This window comes from Aestuariibaculum sediminum, from assembly GCF_014596945.1.
GTDB classification, from domain to species: domain Bacteria; phylum Bacteroidota; class Bacteroidia; order Flavobacteriales; family Flavobacteriaceae; genus Aestuariibaculum; species Aestuariibaculum sediminum.
Genome location: NZ_JACVXB010000001.1, coordinates 883,677 through 903,426, shown reverse-complemented (window position 1 = coordinate 903,426; position 19,750 = coordinate 883,677). Strand labels below are relative to the sequence as shown.

The 19,750-nt window shown below is 29.1% G+C and carries 10 protein-coding genes; all 10 read left to right on the top strand.

What is annotated here, in order from left to right:
• Positions 1-118: 118 nt before the first annotated feature.
• The 10 genes from ICJ83_RS04105 to ICJ83_RS04060 all read left to right on the top strand — a co-directional run bounded on the left by ICJ83_RS04105 (position 119) and on the right by ICJ83_RS04060 (position 19,749).
• Positions 119-1,144, top strand: coding sequence for a vWA domain-containing protein (locus tag ICJ83_RS04105; protein ID WP_188229071.1), 1,026 nt, complete (start codon positions 119-121; stop codon positions 1,142-1,144).
• A complete protein-coding gene (locus ICJ83_RS04100) occupies positions 1,137-2,042 on the top strand; it encodes a hypothetical protein (RefSeq protein WP_188229070.1) in 906 nt (301 codons plus the stop codon). Before ICJ83_RS04105 ends, ICJ83_RS04100 begins: the two co-directional genes overlap by 8 nt.
• Positions 2,043-2,053: 11 nt before the next feature.
• Positions 2,054-4,825, top strand: a complete 2,772-nt coding sequence (locus tag ICJ83_RS04095; protein ID WP_188229069.1) for a tubulin-like doman-containing protein — start codon at positions 2,054-2,056, stop codon at positions 4,823-4,825.
• 50 nt (positions 4,826-4,875) lie between these two features.
• Positions 4,876-8,073, top strand: a complete 3,198-nt coding sequence (locus tag ICJ83_RS04090; RefSeq protein ID WP_188229068.1) for a C1 family peptidase — start codon at positions 4,876-4,878, stop codon at positions 8,071-8,073.
• 8 nt (positions 8,074-8,081) lie between these two features.
• Entirely contained in the window at positions 8,082-9,011 is a 930-nt protein-coding gene (locus ICJ83_RS04085) for an endonuclease/exonuclease/phosphatase family protein (protein WP_223154585.1), read from the top strand.
• Between the two features lie 169 nt (positions 9,012-9,180).
• A complete protein-coding gene (locus ICJ83_RS04080; protein ID WP_188229067.1) occupies positions 9,181-9,516 on the top strand; it encodes a hypothetical protein in 336 nt (111 codons plus the stop codon).
• Positions 9,503-11,209, top strand: a complete 1,707-nt coding sequence (locus tag ICJ83_RS04075; RefSeq protein WP_188229066.1) for a DNA cytosine methyltransferase — start codon at positions 9,503-9,505, stop codon at positions 11,207-11,209. The genes ICJ83_RS04080 and ICJ83_RS04075 overlap by 14 nt, the downstream gene beginning before the upstream one ends.
• 1 nt (position 11,210) lies before the next feature.
• Entirely contained in the window at positions 11,211-12,953 is a 1,743-nt protein-coding gene (locus tag ICJ83_RS04070) for a nuclease-related domain-containing DEAD/DEAH box helicase (protein ID WP_188229065.1), read from the top strand.
• On the top strand, positions 12,953-15,454 hold the full coding sequence (locus ICJ83_RS04065) for a hypothetical protein (RefSeq protein ID WP_188229064.1): 2,502 nt from the start codon (positions 12,953-12,955) through the stop codon (positions 15,452-15,454). The genes ICJ83_RS04070 and ICJ83_RS04065 overlap by 1 nt, the downstream gene beginning before the upstream one ends.
• On the top strand, positions 15,451-19,749 hold the full coding sequence (locus tag ICJ83_RS04060) for a helicase-related protein (RefSeq protein ID WP_188229063.1): 4,299 nt from the start codon (positions 15,451-15,453) through the stop codon (positions 19,747-19,749). The genes ICJ83_RS04065 and ICJ83_RS04060 overlap by 4 nt, the downstream gene beginning before the upstream one ends.
• Position 19,750 lies beyond the last annotated feature (1 nt).

Sequence of the window (19,750 nt, the reverse complement as noted above, 5' to 3'; positions counted from 1 at the left end):
CATAGTCAGAAAATAACAATATTTTTTTGTAGTCCTTTTGTTGTATTTATAAATTTAAATTACATTTAGTATCTCTTAAAACCTGATTTTATATAACCCCAACAAGACTCTCAAGTTAATGTTTAAAATAATCCTCTCAATTTTATTAATCCTTTGCCATTTCATAGGGCTAGGTCAAAATTTCAAAAAAGAACAACGCATCTACATGCTCGACATCACCAAGTCTATGTGGGGTTTAAATGACTCTGAAAACATTTTTAATGAAGTTAAAAATACTCTTTATAAAGGAATTGAAGATATTAAAGATCCTGAAACCATTGTTAAAATAATACCTTTCCAAGCAACCTATACATATTTAAAACTTGACAGATGGACTTTTAAAGCAGGAGACAGAGATTCTTTTTTACAAGCAAAAAAAACTATCGACAACTATTCTATTGAAAATGTTCCTGGTGGCTATACAGACATTTATTCCGCATTAGAAACAGCGAAAAAGAATATAGATTCCGATAGAGTTAACTACATATTCCTTTTAACTGATGGTAATCAATCACCAATTCCTAGTGCCTCTAAAAAAACAAGTAAAATTGATTTTAGTGAAGACGATTTGAAAACATCCCTTGGTAATTGGTGTGATTTTTCAAATAAAAGTGAATCTCACCTTTTTTATGTTATGCTATCTAAAGCAGCATTAAACAAACCTATTGTAAACATCATAGAAAAACAATGTAACGCTTATTCAGTAGAAGGAACAAATATGAATATAGCTTTTATCAAGCCATACTCTAATAATATAAAAGTAAATCTCCACGATGACCCAAATAACTTTGAAATAGAATTAAATGCAAACAATTGGGATTACATAAAAGGCCAGACATTTTTGAAAATCAACTTAAAAAATAATTCAATATTTGAAGTTGACGAAAATAACATCAAAGTTGAAAATAATAAAATTGTTGTTCGGCTAAAAACAAAAAACAATGAAACTTTTGAAGCGCTTCGTAAAAACTCACCAATAGAGTCAGTTATACCCTTAACCCTTTCTACAGATAATAATTTAAAAATTTTAAATCCAGATATCAATTTAGTAGTTAGAAATAATAAAGAAAGAGTTTTAACCCTAGAATTTGTAGAAAATGAATAAAACTCTTAGCATATTACTAGCATCATTTTTGTTTCTTTTTAACTGCCAAAAAGAAGATTCTTTTCAAGGGGAAACCACTAATTTTGGTGTTGTTGAATACTATCAACCATTTTTATTTTGCAAATGCGACACTATTACATTATCAAAATCACTTAAGTTCAATTTTAATGACTATTCATTAGAAAAATCATCTTCAGCTACCATTAAATTTGTCGATGAATTTCAAAAAGAAATAAAAGACAAAAACTTACAACTTTATATTAACGACAATCAATTATCAGACAATACTTTTACTATAAACAGTAAAAATGCTAAAACGGGAACTTTACAATTGGGGTTAAAACTGCTTCCTGATTACCCTGAAGGCTATACATCTGGATTTATTTCAGTTACACAACATAGCCTTGATTTAATAAACAATAACGACCTCAATACATCAAACGAAATAAGAATTTTTAAATGGGAAGCTGAGCATAAGCTCATAATGAACCCATTAAAAAAGGCCTTAATTATTATTCTTTTATTTATTTCTTCAGTATTAATTATCTGGTTTCTTTTTTTAAGAAACAAAATTTATCCAAAATTTAAAAAAGGAAGAATTCAAATTTTATCACCTTATTTCGGAAGTGTCCTCCTGAATAGAAACATTAAACTTGTCATTTTTACAAGTTCTCCAAAAAAACAAAAATATTTTAATAAGGTTTTTACAGGGAAGATACAATACGAAATAAACCCAATCTATGATAAAGATATAATTCTAAGACCTGGTAGAGGAAAAAAAATAAAAATAAAGCTTCCTTTTGGAACACAAATATCACCACCATCAATCAACTTGGAACCGTACAATTCATATAATATCAAAACAGAAAAACATACAATAGAAATCCAATATTCATAAAACATCATACCATGGCAAAATTAAAAAGAAGTCTTTTCATCGGATTAGGAGGAACTGGTTTAAAATCAATATTACATACCAAAAAGCGCTTTATTGACACATATGGAGAAATCCCTCCAATGACCTCATTTCTTGCTTTTGATACCGATGGCGATAGTATTAATGTAAAAATTGACAGCCATTTAGGAGGTGAAAGAATCGGACTAGATGCTTCTGAATTTTTGCATATCAAAGTAAGAGACCCACAAGAGGTTTTAAGGCAACAAGCAGAATTATTTGACTTTGTTCCAAACCACAATAGAGCCTTACTTGTTAGCCTTACAGATGGAGCTGGTCAAGTTAGATCTAATGGTAGGTTCGCAACCCATTTTAATTATGGTGCTATTGAAAATGCCATTAGAACCAAACTTACTGCTATATTAAACGCTGATGCTATTAGTAATGATAAATTTGATGTGAATGGTAATGATGTTGAAATAAACATGATGTTTTCCGTTGCAGGAGGAACAGGTAGTGGTACTTTTTTAGATATGGCATATATTGTTAAAGAGGTTTCCAAAGGAATTAATTCCAGTGTTGGAGTTTCAACCATTGGATTTGCCATTTTACCTGATGTTTTCAACTCTATGATGAATGGTCCAGCAATGGCAAACGTTTTACCAAATGGATATGGAGCATTACATGATTTAGATTATCTAATGCATCATAATTACGACAAAAAGCCATTAGAAATAAAATACGCAAATAAAACTATTAAAATTGAAAGACCTCCATTCGATTTAGTATTTACAATAAACAACAGTGACAAAAACGCCAATACTTACACTAACATAAATGACTTAAGTGAATTAATTGGCTTAGCAATGTTCACTGGAGCAAGTGAGTTAAGTGGAGGCATGGCGAGTTCTTACGATAATGTAAGAACCGTAATTGCAGGAGGTTCCATGAAAGTAGAAAATAAAGATTCATGGGCATGTGGCTTAGGACTAAGCGAACTATATTATGATGGCAATAAACTTGGAAATATTTATGCCCATAAAGCTTCTGTTAGTGTAATAAATAATCTTATCACCCCAGAAACTGATTCATTTGATCTTGATGATATTTTCATTAATGATGCTAAAATTCGAGAAAATAATGGAGATGAAAACAACGATTTAATAGATTCCCTTCTGGCTGAAATCCCAAGAATTCAATACACTTATATACAAGATGTAAACTCTATTGATTCTGAAATAAATTCCTATTTACATTCCGTTGATGAATCTGCAAAAAAGGAAATCGAATCAAATTATGCTTCTAAAAAATCTGATGTCGACAAAAAACTTGAAAAATTCATTATTGAGCATATTAATAAACCTTCTGGAGTTGGTAATATAGACAGATTCTTAAATGCCTTAAAAAAGCATGTAAATGTCTTTTTAGGAGAAATGAAATCAGAACACATTGAAAAATCTAAAAATGATGAAGTTTTTAGAAACCACTTAAATCAAAATATTTCTGAACTAAAAGGACTAACATTTATGGAGCGTAAATTTGGTTCAAAACTAAAAGACATTAAAGAAGAAATTACTCAAGGTGTAAATCAGATTGCAGCTAATACACATGAAATTTTAAGAAGACAATATGCTACAACATTTTTCAATCAACTTCTATTAACCATCAGCGATCATGATCAAAACATTAAAAACATACTTCAAAAGTTACAACAAGTTGAGGAAGAATGTGAATCAAAATTCATTGGCTTACAAAACCAGATAAATGAACAACCAAAAAAATTCGTAAAGGAGCTTCATAGAGATTTTGTAAACCGAGTAAGCGTTTCCGATAAGGATTTAAATATTTCTGATTTTATAAAAAGTATTAGTTCAAATGGAGGTCTATACGATTTTTCAGAAGTTTCTACTAAAATCATTTCAGACTCTTTATGGCGTTTTTCTAAAGAGTTACCAAAAGCGCTTGAATATCGTAATAAAAGAATAGATGAAGTTTTATCAACCTATAGCGAAGAAGAGTTAAATACCATTGTAAAAGAATTAATTGTAAAATCGAATCCACTTTGGTCATATAACTACAAAGGACATGTCGTTAACAGGCAACATCATGAAGCATTCATTATTGGTGTACCTAACAGAAATTCATCAATATTAGTAAAAAATGATGTAGTAAAAAACATTTTGGAATCCAACCAAAAAGCTGATTTCAATTCTACTAACATGCATGACAGAATTGTCATTTATAGAATGGAAGCTACCGTACCTATTTATGCAGTTTCAAATATGACACTTTACAAAGAAAAAAGTGACAATAGTCAAATAAGTCACCATATTGACGGCAACTGGCTTTTAAGAATGGAAAGAGAAGGATTTGACATATACCCAACGAAACGTGAAGATCACAGTTTAGAGTATTGGGTTACTGGATTTATTTATGACTTTATTAAATTCGATGGAGACAATTATCTAGCCTATAGTGAAGCACAAGGAGATCCTATTGAAGATTACTGGATTGAATTAGGGAACTATCGAGACGAAGCCTTTCTTGATTTCAAAAGACGAAAACTACAAGATGAGTTTAAAGCAATGATAGACAATAAGATTTCCGAAATTGGCGAAACTGAAAATCATAAATTAATTAAAAAAGTTACTGAGTCTTCCAATTACAATGATCATTATTCAAAAAAGAATTTTGAAAATAGTGAATTAAAAGATTCTAAAATGATTAAGGTTAGAGAACTATTTAGCGATGAAATTAATTTTGTTAAAAAGGTTTTAGCTAAATAAACAAAATACAACTTTTATCCATTACAAATTAGACCTTTTAAAAACTTTTTATGTCGTCGCCTTCAATAAATATCGGTATTAATAAACAAGGTAAAATGCTTATCAAAGAAATTGATAAGCATTTTAAAGATCATGAACCTGCATTTTACCAAAGTTTTATCCTATCCTCTTCTATGGAATTGGAAAAGGATAAAAACAAACTGGAAGTTATAAAACAGGGGGAATTGCAACTTTCCGATAACGATGACATAAAAAGTTGGTTCGACTATGAATTGTATGCAGAAATAAAAAACTTAGTTGGTCTTGTAAATGATTCTATTAGCGACACTGTCATTGTCAACATTGTTATTTCTTTAGCTGAAAAAGAAAGTGTTTTTATACTAAACAAATTATTAAAAGCAATAAAGGATTTAAGCTCTAATCAGCTTATTTCAGGAGTTGATATAAAATTGTTTGTCATAACTTATTCTCTTGATAGTAATAATCATAATGATAATTCTAATATAAAAAACGAGTTAAAAGAACTTGAAAAAACGATTCCAGAATATCAAGACCTAATAAAAGACATTTACTACATAGATGACAGAAATACAGATAAAATCATTTTACACCTAAGCTCAAATTGGCTTGCCTTTGCCTTAGCTGAATTTTTCGTTTTTCAAATGGTTTGCCAGACGTCATTAGCTATTCAAAACAAAACAAAAATTTTTGGTATTGGGATTATTCATTTTAATGAAATTTTATTTAGTAATGTTATAACCAATAAAATCCTTCAGTATAAATTTAAAGAAGAAGGTGTATATGATGATAAAGGCATTCAATTAAGAGACATTATTCTAAAGTGTAACCCCTTTATTTCAGAGCACCAGAATTTTTTCAACGAATTCTTCACTAAATACCCTTACAGTCAGGAAAACAATCAAAATTTAACAGCAAACTCGGAAGAATACATTAATTCTTTTAAAAATAAATTGGAATTATTTGTTACCAATTCTGACAATACAATTGGTGAATCAAAAGTAATACTTGCTAACCTTTTAGGTGAAGATGACAAGAAGCTACAAGGTATAAACTGGACCAATAAGCGTTTAAATATAAGTGATTTAGAGTTTGACATTATTGATTATTTCAATAAATATTTAGATAAAGAAAATAGAGTAGACTTTCATGAACAAAAGGCTTTAAGAAATAAAATAACCGAACTCAACCAAGCTATAAAAAATGATGAAAAGTCACTAAAAATCTTAAAAGAGCAATCTACCGAAATTCATTCTGACTTAGATATCTCTTTTGAAGAAGGGGTCTTTAGTGTAGATGGCAAAAGAATTAATGCTTCGGGTTACATTCCGTCTCCTGTAAATTTAAATGAGGACTTTTATTCCTTCGAAGATAAACCTATTCCTAACGCCATTGATCTATCTAAATACCTTTCAAAGGTAAAAGACCAAGGAGAATTAGGAAGTTGTACTGCATTTCCTGTTTCAGCCGTTTACGAATTTGCAGCAAAACGTAACAATAAGAATGTAGACATTAGCGAACTTTTCATTTACTACAATACCAGAGAAATCCTTGGAAACGTCTCTGATGATACGGGTGCAACATTATTAGAAACCATTAATTCAGTAAAAAAACATGGTGCCTGTTATTCTAAAAATTACCCCTATAAAATTGAATCATTCTCTGTAAAACCTGGAGAGGAAGCTTATACAGAAGCACAGCATCAAGTTGTAGAAAAAGCATTTAGAGTTAATATTACTGAAAAAGATTTCAAACAAACTATTGCCAATGGACATCCTATTATAATTGGTTTAAAATTATTTAAATCTTTTTATCCAAAGGACAAATCAGGTCTTGTTCCCTTTCCTTCTAAAGACGAAGCAAGCTTTGAAAACCATGGTAATCATGCTATGTTAATCGTTGGTTATAACGAAGAAGAAAAACTGTTTAAAATAAGAAATAGCTGGGGTAGAAATTTTGGAGAAAATGGCTATTGTTATGCGCCTTATGATTACATAGCTAGTCCTGAATTTTGTTTAGAAGCCTTTGTTATTACAGATATCATAGATTTATCATTTAGTGAATTTAACTATGATTCAAATGCTAGTTTTTCTTTCTTAAACGATTCATTAATTAGAAGAAAAGTCATTAAAGAATATAATCTACGTAAAAAGAAAAGGGATTTAAGGATAGTTAAGAAAGATTACGACTTAATTGCCCTAAAAAACGAAGAGAATGAAGAACAAATTAAAAACCCCTTATTCAGAAAACAATTATTTGAAGATCTAAAAGCTCAAGAAATTCCAGCCCCTGCTATTCCCCAAGCAGAACCAGAACAAAGTAACAAAAATCCTTGGCCTTTTATTGCCGGGGGTGTATTAGTTATTCTTATTAGTTTATTTTTTAAATCATATATAACTGTACCCAGCTCTTTAATTGGTGTTTTAGGCGGTATTTTACTAATAATTTATGGCTGTAAACTTCTATTTACTAAAAAGGAAATTATACAACAACCTACAGTTATTGAAGACCCAAGATTATCACATGAAAGAGAACTTTATCGTTTTGAAGTTGCAGATAACTTATTTCAGCTATTCGACGAAATGAATAAAAATCTTATAATAAGATACAAATCCCTTTCAATCTATTTTGAAAAAATTAAAAACTGGCAAAAGGAAAGTTTAGAAGCTCTTAATGAAACTTTATTTGATTCTCCTACATTTGTTGTAAATGTTGTTCAAAAAAAACCTTTACTTGATTATATCAAAAAGGAAAAAAACACTTTTTTAAAGAATCTGCCTAACCTTTCATTAACATTCCATGAAAATTATATCCTTGAAGAAAATAACACAAATGAGGTCTTTGAAACACTATACACTAACTATTTAAACGATATACATAAAAATATTGAAAATATATTAGACATAAGTATTGTGGACTATATTCAAGGCAGAGAACCATACCCTTATTTCAATTCGGCTCCAGAACTGAATAAAACCATGCAAAATATTCAAAAGGTATCCACTCCCTTTTGCAACATAAAACAAACCACAAGCTCTTTAAACATTCAAAACTATGTCTTGCATGAAACCTTAACTAGTCATCCCGATGCCAAATCCAAAGAATTTTCAAAACATAGACCTGCATCTATAAAACCAGTAATAACACTTAGAGACAATAAAAAGAAGTATGTCGCTGTTCAAGTAGCAGCTCTTAATAATATTTCAGACTTAGTAAAACATAATTTTTAGTAAAATCTATGGTAAAAGTCAATTTTAAATTACTAAGTCTATTACTATTAATTTTATCATATTCATGTTTATCTGATCCTTCAAATTCAGATAAACTTTTTAATGAGTTTACAGCTTCGACAAGTAGTGCTAAAAGTTCACTCGAAGTAAACTCCTCTACTTATACCTCATCTCTTTATCCATTAAATATTACAAGTTGGAACATTAGAGATTTAGGTAGAAGTAAAAATGCAGATGAATTACATCAAATAGCACAGACACTTAGGAACTCAGATCTGGTAGCTATTCAGGAAGTTGTGGCAAAAGACCCCGCAGGAGCACAAGCAGTGGCAAAAATTGCTGACGAATTAAACAGGATGGGCTACAAATGGGATTACAGAGTAAGTGATCCTACAAACAGCCCCTCAGCATATATTAGTGAACGTTATGCCTATTTATGGAAAACCTCAAAAGTAAAGCTTCTTAACAAAGCTTTTTTAGATAAAGAATTGGAAGATGAATGTCTTCGTGAACCTTTCATTGGTAAATTTCAAATGAAAAAAGGAGGAGATCCTTTTTATATTATCAACTTCCATTCTCGTAAGTTTAATGACCGACCAGAAGAGGAAATCATACATTTTAAATATTATCCTGAACGACTTGATTCGGATCGAATTATTTTGGCAGGAGATTTCAATTTAAACGAAAAACATAAAGTCTGGAATAATTTATATAAGATAGGTTTTAAATCGGCCTTAAAAGAAACTAAAACCACTTTAAAAACAAAATGTAGTAACGGTTTATACCTAAACCACTCAATCGACAATATATATTTTACATCATCAACAATAAAAAGTACCTCATCTGGATCTATTGATATTGTAAAAGATTGTTTAAATCTTGAAAACGCAAGGTTTTTATCTGATCATTTACCTGTTTACATGAATTGTGAACTCTAATTAAATATATATAAAATTGACGTTATATAACATAAGTTTGAAATGGATGGTAAATTCTTTAGAAATACTGAATTCCGTAAACTAAAAAAGATAAATTAGAATATATTTAACGATAACTTTGGAAATAAAAAAATTTTAAAAGTATATTACAAAATGTAGTTTTTATAGTATGAAAAGAAATTTATATACAGAAGAAGAAATTATTCTCTGTTGTTATATTGCGCGATTCGGAAAACTAGAATTTGATGAATCAGACATATTCCAAATTAGGAATAGATCTATTTCATCAATTAAAATGAAAGTACAAAATATTGCAGCTATGCTTAATGAAGAGGGATTCCAAACGGATATTAGTATATCTAAGTTGTCCGGGAAACCATCAGGTGAAAAAGGAAGAAGAACTAATTGGGATTTAGTAAAACAATTAACGGACTTAGATAAAAAACAATTTTTGTCTAAATGTAAAGAAATTTTGAAAGACAATATTAAGAATGAAAAAGCTTAAAGTTATAGATTTTTTTTGTGGGGCTGGTGGCTTTTCTGAAGGTTTTAGGCAAATGGGGTTTGAAATAGTTCATGGGTATGACCATTGGAAACCGGCTATTGATACTTACAATCATAATTTTAATTTATCCTGTGAAGTAAAAAATATTCTCGATTTTAAAAATTCAATTGATGAAATTGAAGAATTACCAGACACTGAAATTATTCTTGGAAGCCCTCCGTGCGTTAGTTTCTCTACTTCCAATAAATCGGGGAATGCCGATAAGTCATTAGGGGTTGAATTAACTGAGACATTTTTAAGAATAGTTGCAGTTAAAAAGAATAAACCTAACTCGATATTAAAAGCTTGGTTTATGGAAAATGTAGTAAACTCTAAAAGATATTTACAAACATCTTATACTTTTAAAGACTTGGGACTTTCAGATTGGGCTACAAAACATAGAATAAGTCCATTAAAAATCGCACTAGATTTATATGAAAATACATCCGTAATTAATTCTGCTGATTATGGATCATATCAAGCAAGAAAGCGAGTAATATCAGGAGAGATAATTAAGAAACAAAAATTAATTGTTCCTAGTAAAACTCATTCTGATAAAAACGAACAAGGGAAATTGCTTTACAATTCTATCGATGGTATAAAGAGGCACTTTCCTAACCCTTATTCTTCTAAAGAAAACATATTGGTAAAGGACCCTCAGTATGATTTAAAAATTTCTTTGTTTGAAATATATGACCATTTCTATGATACTGGAGTTTACGAAGCTGAATGGAAGTTTTCTAAATATTGGAAAACTAATCATCCGTATATGGGGAAAATGTCGTTTCCGGAAAATGAAAATAAACCAAGTAGAACAATTACAGCTACTAAAATAGCTAATTCCAGAGAGTCTATAATTTATAAATCTGAAATTAAGAGATATGGCAATGGAGAGTACCGCTTACCAACTGTAAGAGAAGCATCTATGTTTATGGGATTTCCTATAACATATCAATTTCTAGGCTCTGAAAACACTAAATGGAGACTTGTTGGGAATGCAGTTTGTTGTGCAGTAAGTAGAGCTTTTGCTAAAACTGTTCTACAGGAATTAAGAGCTGAAATTCCAAAACAATTAAATGTTAATAAATCTCCCAATTTAAAAAATGTACCTAATTTAAATTCTTTTAAATTAAAATCTTTTGATAATCCCCCAATTAAAAATAAAGGAGCAAGGTTTAGACGACATGCCATTAAAGAGGGAAATTTAACTGTGACATTATCAAATTATGATATTGAAAAAAACAGTAAATCACATGGAAAATGGTATACCTCAATCCAGTACGGAACTGGTAAAGGGTTTCCTATTCAAAAAGTAGAAGACAGTTATTATAAGGAACTGGAGCCTATATTGAGACTTCATGCAAATGGAGAAAAATTTATTAAAATTATAAATAATGGATTTTCAGAGGCAATAGCTAATTCATCTTTGCTTCAGGACATGTATGAAAAGCAAAAATCAATTTCAAATTATAAAGAACCTACAATCTTAGTTGATGAAATTTCGGTAATACTCAAATCACTTAATATAGAGGACCGAAATTTTAAGCAAAAAAATAATGAGATTTTTTTATATAAAGAAGAAATTCCTGTTAGACAATTATTTGCTCTTTACGCAATAAATAAAATTTCAACGAAAACAAATTTGATTAAGTAACATGCCGGTTTCCTTTTACCCCAATAACCCGATAAATTCACTAGAAAAAATAATTGTCAAAAAGGATGGAACACCTCTCAAGGGTGAAATAGATGTCTACAGAAGGTTGTGGGAGGATTTAAGTAAAAGTCAAATTCAATGGGACGTTTGGCACGATTTAAAATTACCAGAGCATTCGGATAATTTTAACTATTATAAAAAGACAAGTGCTCAGATTGATTTTTTAATAATTTGCGAAAATGGCATAGTCGTTCTGGAAGTAAAAGGAGGTCCAATATCAACAAAAGATAATATATTTTATTATGGTAAAAATTTTGAAAAACCAATAAAGCAAAACCCTTTTAAACAGGCAGAAGGATACAAATTTACTCTTAAGGATATTATCTTAAATAATTTTAAAGATTGCTTTTTTTGTGAAGCTGTAGTTTTTCCTCATGTTAATTATCCTTTTGAGTCTAAGTTAATTGATAGTAATCTCCTTTGGACTTCATTTAATTCAAAAATTTACGACAATTCGATTGAAAAGTTTTTAATAAATGTATTTGAATATTCAAAGAATAAGCATAAAAAACACCATAGAACATATAATTATATTGAAGGCAAAAAATATGTTGCAATAAAAAAAATATTAAGTCCAACAATTGGTGATAGAAATCATTTTAACACAATTAATACTTTAGAATGGCTGGGTATTCAAAATATTGAAATTCTTGAGAGTTTATATAAGAATACTAGAATAATGATTGAAGGGCCTCCTGGAACAGGAAAAACCACTATAGCAAAAGCATTTATAGACAAACAACATAACAAAACAGGAATTTATTTATGTTGGAATAATTTATTAATGCACTACACAAGATCCGTTTTAAATGAACGTAACTTATTAAGTAATCTAGAGGTTACAACTTTTTTTAAGTTTTTTCTAAAGTATAATAAAGATTTAACTTATAATGAATTAATCTCTTTTAATGAAGATGACTTTTATAACCTTGTTAAAGATACTATACTATATCTTGAAATTAATGGAAAACTAAGACCTTATGATTTTATAGTGATAGATGAAGCTCAAGATTTGTTTGATAGAGGAATTGATTTGTTTATAAATAAGTTTTCTGGATATAATGGAAATGGTCTTTTAAATGGAAATTCCTTAATTCTATATGATATTGACCAAAGTTATTCTTCAAGTGGAAGAAATGTTTCTGAAATAGCGGATTTAATGACAGAGTATTATTCCCATTTTAAACTAAATGAAGTAAAAAGAAGTTCTCAGAATCCTAAAATCAGACATTTATCTTCAGAGATTATTGAAAACCCTACAATAATATTAAATCAACAATTTGAAGATTTATATCCTAATATTAAAGTTCAAAGATTTGCTGCTCTAAAATATGTTAAAAAATATATTTTAAAGAATATTTTAACTCCTATTAGAGAAACAGACTCTTCATTAATAGGCAAAGATTGCGTTTTACTTATTGAATCTACTTTTTTAAGAGGCACTTATAAAGGAGATGAAGACCTGAGAGAGATGTTAATTATCAAAGATGTGGAGGAACTGAATCAAAGAAATATAGGAGATACATCAAATAAATTAAGATATACCTCAATACTTAAGTATAAAGGGTTAGAAAAAAAGAATGTATTTCTAGTGGTTTCAGAACCGTCAGAATTAAATAAATATGAACTTTTTGTCGGAATTACAAGAGCAATTTTGAATGTTGAAATTTATATAGTAGCATAATGGAAATTATAAATCAACATATCAATACTCTATTAAAAAAAAACATTCAAAAGAAAGAAGTTAAAAATAATTTGTTTAGTAGTTTAAGCAATTATAAGTTAAAAAAAAGATTTAAAAACGTACTTGCTTATTTCGATTTAATATTAGATTATCACATACAAGATAAATCAAATGATATAAATTCAATTCATATTCATTTTGAACTTGATTTTTCAGATGAATTGGAGGCATTATTATTTGAATTTATCATTCTTAAATTATATTTTAATTCTAATTTAAATGATTTAAATAAGCAAAATAAGGAATATAAAAACCACCTTCTTAAAGATAAAGTAGAGGAGCTTCAAAGGAAGAATAAGATTTTAAATGCACGTTGTCCTGAAGGAGCAAGTGCTAAAAATGGCGGAAATAAGATTTATAAAAAATGGGTATTAAAGAAAAGTGAATCAAATTGTCTTTATACATTTTTTGATAGTTTAGATTTATCTTCAAGCTTTTCTATAAAATCATTAATTAATTGTAAAGTTAGGGAAAAACAGGAAATAATAAAAATATTTAAATTAACGCCTTATGCTGTAGATATTGATAGCAATCAAATAGATTTAGCATATAATTGTTTTAATACTGATTATACCTTAAATGAAATAGATACTCAAAACAGTAGACTAGTTGATAACATTAAAAATATTATTCTATTTGACTGCGAAAGTAAAAAGATAATGTCTAGTTTTTCTTTGCAAGAGATTGAAAAATGGAATGAAGAATATGGAACAAACTTTAATCGTTACGCAATTATAACTTTTGGTAAGGGGCATAAATCTTTTAATTCAATTCGAAATAAAATAGAAATGATTAAGGAAAGGTTTAAAATCCCTCAAAATGCAACATATACAATACTAGGTTCTGAAATTGACTTTCTTTTAAGAAAAAAAGAAAAAACTTCTATTCCAGTTGATTTTTTGGGGTTTGATTCTTGTAGTTTTTGGGATGCATTTCTATTAGAAACTGGTATTAGAGATTTATATGAACTAAGGTCCTTAAAAATGATGAATATTTATTCTTTATGCTTAAATGAAGATATTAAATGTTTTCTTTTAGAAGATCTATTTTCTCTTAATGAATCTTCGGAATTAATTACTTTGACTACTAAACAATTAATTCTTGAATTAAGAGAAGAGGATATAGAAACTCTTAAAGATATTCTTTCGAATGTTTTAGATTTCATCATAAAAATCAATTTAACATCTAAAATTACTGAATTCTTAAATAATGATATTTCAACAATCATTGTAGATGATTCAGTTGTAAAATGTCCAAAATTAATTTCTAAACTAATTAAGACAATTAATCTACCGAGTAATTTTAAATTTAAATTATGGTCTGAATTATCTAATTCAAATTCAGAAGCAGCACTTATACTTTCTTACAGAGATCAAGGAAAGTACCCTAATAATTTTCACCCTAATTTACTTGAAATCACAAAGGAAAAAGACGAAAATTTTAAAGCATTATTAATAAGTTTTTTATTCAAGCATCAGTATAGTTGGTCAAGATATAATCTTTATAATGATTATCATAAATATCTCGATCACAATATTAGGCAGAATAGTTTTGGTTGGGATAAACTTAAAAATTTAATTAGAAATGAAAAGCCCAGTTTAAATCCTAACATTGATTGGAATCTCGAAAATGAATATTCTAGTTCTGATCAAAGAGAGTTTTATAAAATAAAATCAAAAGGTAAAAGCTCTAAAACCTTCTATGGGTCAGACCTATTCATTATATCTGATGAAAGCAATACTACTTTTAGAGTAGAAAGAGTAGATTATTTATCAGAATTAGAATTTGATGATAGAAAAATGTTCATTCAAAATTTAGATGAAATCCAAGAAGATATTAATATTTATGAAAAAATAACAGATACAAAACAACAGGATGAAGAATTAAGTGTCATTCGTGAAAGATTTGATATTGGACATGAAAGTGTAGGAAGGTTATGGAAAATACTATTAAAACAAAAATCAGATGATAGGGGTGAAAGTAAATTATATAGCGAGTTAAAAACCTATTTAGAAACTAAAAATTTAAGAATTGTTTCTTATTCTTACTTTAAAAAGAATTGGATAAATCCTCAAAGTGACTCAATTGCACCTCTTAGTAAGCGTGTTTTTATTGAATTGTGTGAATATTTGGATATACCTAAAATTTACTTTATTATTATTCAAAGGATTAGAAATTCTTCAAAACTATCGAGTCGTAAAAGCACAAAGCAAATGAATCAATTGCTAAAAGATTTGTTTAATGATTGTTGTTTTGATGAGAATATAAATGTTAGAAGTATTATAAGTCAAAAATTGTTTTATTATAAAACGAATCATCCTATAGATGAACTTGGAATTGACGAAAATTACCTGGTAGATAATTTAGTTGTGCTTACGGAATTAATTCAGCCAGAATTAAAACTAATTGAACTTGAAACTATTGAAAAAATTGAAGCATGAGTAAGATATTAAATAAAAGAAAATCTTTAGAACGTTTTATTCGAGAACAAACTTTAGGGCCAGGAATAAATGGGTATCGATTTGTAGATTTAGAAAATGAAAATATTGTTAATAAGCTTCTTATTGAAGAAGCTCCTTTAGACTACTCATCTGAAATTTTAGATATTGTTCCTGCTGCTATATATAGTACAGGAATTTTATTTCCTGAAGATAACAGCGATACTTGTAAATCTGGAATTACCTTAGATAACAATGAACAAACAGATCAAAAAGATGAAGTATATGAACAAGATTCTCAAAATAGTAGTTCTGAAGATATAGAAGACACAGAAGGTGTTGAATTAAATCAAATGTTTCCCAGAACAATGGGGTTAACATGTTGTTTGGATGAGAAAGTACTAGAAAAAGGAGAAATAGAATTTAAAGTTCGTTTCCGATATTATCAAAAATTAAAGAAAGATATAGAAGGAAAGTTTAATAATAAATATGGACTTCTTTGTGAAGTTAATCCTGATGAAATACAGAGATTCTTAATGAAATATGAGTTCAATTCGTTTAGAATTAGGTCTATTAATGAAAATCATTTTTTATTACTTTCTAAATTATCGCATGATGAAATTACACAAACAAAGAAAAGGGTTAGAGAAGTGCAGAAGGCCGTTGCAGAAAGACTTTTCGATGAAGCTAGTGCAATTTTAAAAATTCCTCAACTGACAAAGGCCTCTTGCTATCTTAGTAATTTGAAATCATCTATATACTATGAATTAAAAAGTACAATTACAGATAAAGATTTACAAAAGAAAGTTTATGGGGTAACTCAGAAAATTGAGCTTATTGAAAATATAACAGATCATTTAAGAAATTTATTAGATGTTTACTCTGCTGGTTATGGTTTATGGCAGTCTAAACCTATTGAAAGAATTATAAAATTAGCAAATATTAATTTCCCAAAGACTCTAAGAAAAAAATCGTACTTGTATACTAAAAAAAATGAGGATGGGATTATCTCGATTATCAGAGAAGATGGTATTATTCAAAATGGATTAAAAGATGTTTTTCGATTTGATTTAGATGACAAAAAAGAAGATTACGCTTCAATATCAGTCAACATCCAATTAAGTAGAGATTCAAGAAAGGAAAACAACCAAGTGTTTTTTAAAATTCAATTGGTAAATACAAGTATTCCATTTATTAAAGATAAACAAAACGACAGTAGGTATTATTCTACTTTTAATGAATTGGTCAATCAAAAATCATTTTTTGGTGTTAATCTTTCTGTTGAGAATGCTTTTTTGAGGCCATATAGTAATCATTCCTATAAACCTGATAAAGAAAATATTTATTCTGAAGATACAACAACATCATTTATTTATTACCAATTCAAGGATTTTGCGATTGGTCATGGATGTTCCGTAAGGTGGAGCCACAATAATGGCACTCCATTTGTTGAAACGGAATATTTACCTTCATGTGAAACTCCAGATATTGATCCCGTACCAAGAAATAAAAGTAAGGAAGCTGTATTTGATAAAAAGGAAGGATTTGTTTCTCCTTTATTTTTGGAAAATTCAAAATCTCAAGAATTTAAATGGCTATCTATTTTTTCAGATGCATCTAATAATGATATTATTAAAGGTTTAAATGAATTTGTCGATTCCTATAGAATCTGGATTGATATAAAAAGAAAAGACGAAAAATATCAAGGAGCTTTTTCTGGTATTGCAAATCAGGAACTTGAAAAATGCCTGAAGGATTATGAAAGAATGAAAAAAAATATTACAATTTTTCTTTCAGGCAAAAGTAATGAAGAAAAACTTGATTCTTTTCGGCTAATGAATGCAGCAATGTTTATGCAATTGTGGCACTCGGTAAATGCCAAAAATGGTAAGGTAACATCATTAATGAGTAAAGATGATTTTAGTTATTTTAATTCGGATTTTTATTCCAATGTTGATGATAAGCTATTCCCTCCATTCACACAATCAGCAGGATGGAGAGCTTTTCAGCTTGCTTTCATACTTTTAAATCTAGATTCAATTTATAAAGAAGATGTCGATAATAATTGGGACACAAGAAATAATTGGGTTGATTTACTATGGTTTCCTACTGGAGGCGGGAAAACAGAAGCTTATTTAGGTTTAATTGCCTTAACTATAATAAATAGAAGGAAAGAGTTCAAAGAAAGAGGTGGAGGTACCGCTGCCATCATGAGGTATACTCTTCGATTGCTAACTATGCAACAATTCCAAAGAGCAACTTTAGTAATCATGTCATTAGAATTAATAAGGAGATGGGGGAATTATCAATTAGGAGAAGAACCTATTTCTATTGGACTATGGGTGGGGAATAATTCTTTACCAAACAAATTATTGCATAGGCCCAATGATCGAAATAAAGATTCTCTTTTATCTGAGTTTGAAAAATTAAATAGAAACGAGAAAAATAAAGTTCCTTTGGATAAATGTCCTTGGTGTGGTTCTAAAATAAAAGGTGAAACTGCAACTCATTCAGACTCAACCGCATCTGTATTTAACAAAGATAAACTTTATTTAATTTGCTCTAATTCTCAAAAATGTTCATTTGCTTTCGGTAAAGGAAGGCCGAGCCATAGAAAATTATATCAAGGCCCAATACCTGTTTGTTTATCAGATGAAACTATTTATCAACATCCACCAGCATTACTTTTTGGAACAGTAGATAAGTTTGCTCAATTAGCTCATAAAGTGGATGGAACTAACAATGGTAGAAATGCCGATTCAAGAAGAATATTTGGTACAGGTAACTGGGAGCAAGGAAAACCTAAAAATGGTTATTTACCTCCGGATTTAATAATTCAAGATGAGTTACACTTACTATTGGGGCCACTTGGTTCGGCAGTAGCTTTGTTTGAGTCAGCTGTAGATCAACTATGTACCAGGGAAGACGGTACGAGGCCTAAAATTATTTCATCAACCGCGACAACGAGAAACACTCAATTACAAATTGCGGCACTTTTTGATAGAAAAGTAAATCTTTTTCCAAAGCCTGGTGTGGAGTGTGATGATTCGTTCTTTGCCTTTTATCGAAGAAGGTTTAAAAGCCCTGAAGATAAAATACCTGAATATCTTTCTAAAAGAAAATATATTGGCGTTTTACCAACAGGTAGAACACAAATTTGGATGCAGATGAGGTTAGCTGCTATATTAATGACTCATAGAGCAATTTTTGAACTAAAGGAATTGGGAGATAAGCATCCCGTGGAATTTGATTCATATAAAGATTTTGAAAAAGCAATTGATTTTTATCATACAACTATATCCTATTTCAATAGTCTCAAAGAAGTTGGAAAAACACAATCTCAAATTCAATCATATATTTTAAAAGAATTAAGAAGGGTGTTTTCAAGGTCTGTAAGACCTCAAAAATTAATGCATTCTATTTATACTTATGGACCAATTCAAGAATCAGAATTAACAGGAAGATTGTCCGGAGAAGAGGTTAAAAACGAATTAAAAAATGTACAAACGAAATGGGATGCAAAAAAACGTTTTGCTTACAAGCAAGATGATGAGTTGATTAGGGGAAAGATCCCTCCAGAATTCGTTGTTGCAACTAATATGATTTCAGTAGGTATTGATGTCTCTAGATTCAATAGTATTATTATGAATTCTATGCCAAGAAATACAGCCGAATATATTCAAGCAAGCAGTCGTGTAGCTAGGAATGATTATGGACTTGTATTAACAGTTCATCATCCGTTTAGGGCAAGAGATATTTCTCATTATGAAAAATTTATTGAATTTCACGAAAAAATGTATAGTTATGTTGAACCAATATCCATAACGCCTTTTACCCAAAAAGCAGTAGAAAGATACATGGGTTTGTATTTAGCAACTATGATTAGGCATACAACTATATTTACAGAAAGACAGTCTGCTAGTGATATCTCCTCAATTTCAGAAAGAGAATTAGCAATTATTATTTCTAATTTGACTAGTTATTTTGAATCAAGGAAATTAAGAATGAATTACTTTGACAAATTAATAAGCAACTTACTGAAGGAAGAAGATGTTGTTCAAATAAAAAAATGGATTGAGATTGCTTTTAATGAATGGAAAGAAGAGTCAAATAAGAATTTAGCTCAAAATAAGAGGTTTGTTTTTAATAATAAATCAGCTAAATCTATTCCTCCACAAGAACAACTCTATGTTGATATTGAAGAATATGAAGGAAATATTCATAGTAAAAAATGGCAAATACCCATGTCTTTAAGAGTGATTGAACCGGAAGCTGCAATCAAAATAAATTCAATTTAAA

Bases quoted from the DNA above. Each gene is read 5' to 3' on its own strand.
- ICJ83_RS04070 (WP_188229065.1), top strand. From the start codon at position 11,211: ATGCCGGTTTCCTTTTACCCCAATAACCCGATAAATTCACTAGAAAAA.
- ICJ83_RS04080 (WP_188229067.1), top strand. From the start codon at position 9,181: ATGAAAAGAAATTTATATACAGAAGAAGAAATTATTCTCTGTTGTTAT.
- ICJ83_RS04090 (WP_188229068.1), top strand. From the start codon at position 4,876: ATGTCGTCGCCTTCAATAAATATCGGTATTAATAAACAAGGTAAAATG.
- ICJ83_RS04095 (WP_188229069.1), top strand. From the start codon at position 2,054: ATGGCAAAATTAAAAAGAAGTCTTTTCATCGGATTAGGAGGAACTGGT.
- ICJ83_RS04100 (WP_188229070.1), top strand. From the start codon at position 1,137: ATGAATAAAACTCTTAGCATATTACTAGCATCATTTTTGTTTCTTTTT.
- ICJ83_RS04060 (WP_188229063.1), top strand. From the start codon at position 15,451: ATGAGTAAGATATTAAATAAAAGAAAATCTTTAGAACGTTTTATTCGA.
- ICJ83_RS04075 (WP_188229066.1), top strand. From the start codon at position 9,503: ATGAAAAAGCTTAAAGTTATAGATTTTTTTTGTGGGGCTGGTGGCTTT.
- ICJ83_RS04105 (WP_188229071.1), top strand. From the start codon at position 119: ATGTTTAAAATAATCCTCTCAATTTTATTAATCCTTTGCCATTTCATA.
- ICJ83_RS04085 (WP_223154585.1), top strand. From the start codon at position 8,082: ATGGTAAAAGTCAATTTTAAATTACTAAGTCTATTACTATTAATTTTA.
- ICJ83_RS04065 (WP_188229064.1), top strand. From the start codon at position 12,953: ATGGAAATTATAAATCAACATATCAATACTCTATTAAAAAAAAACATT.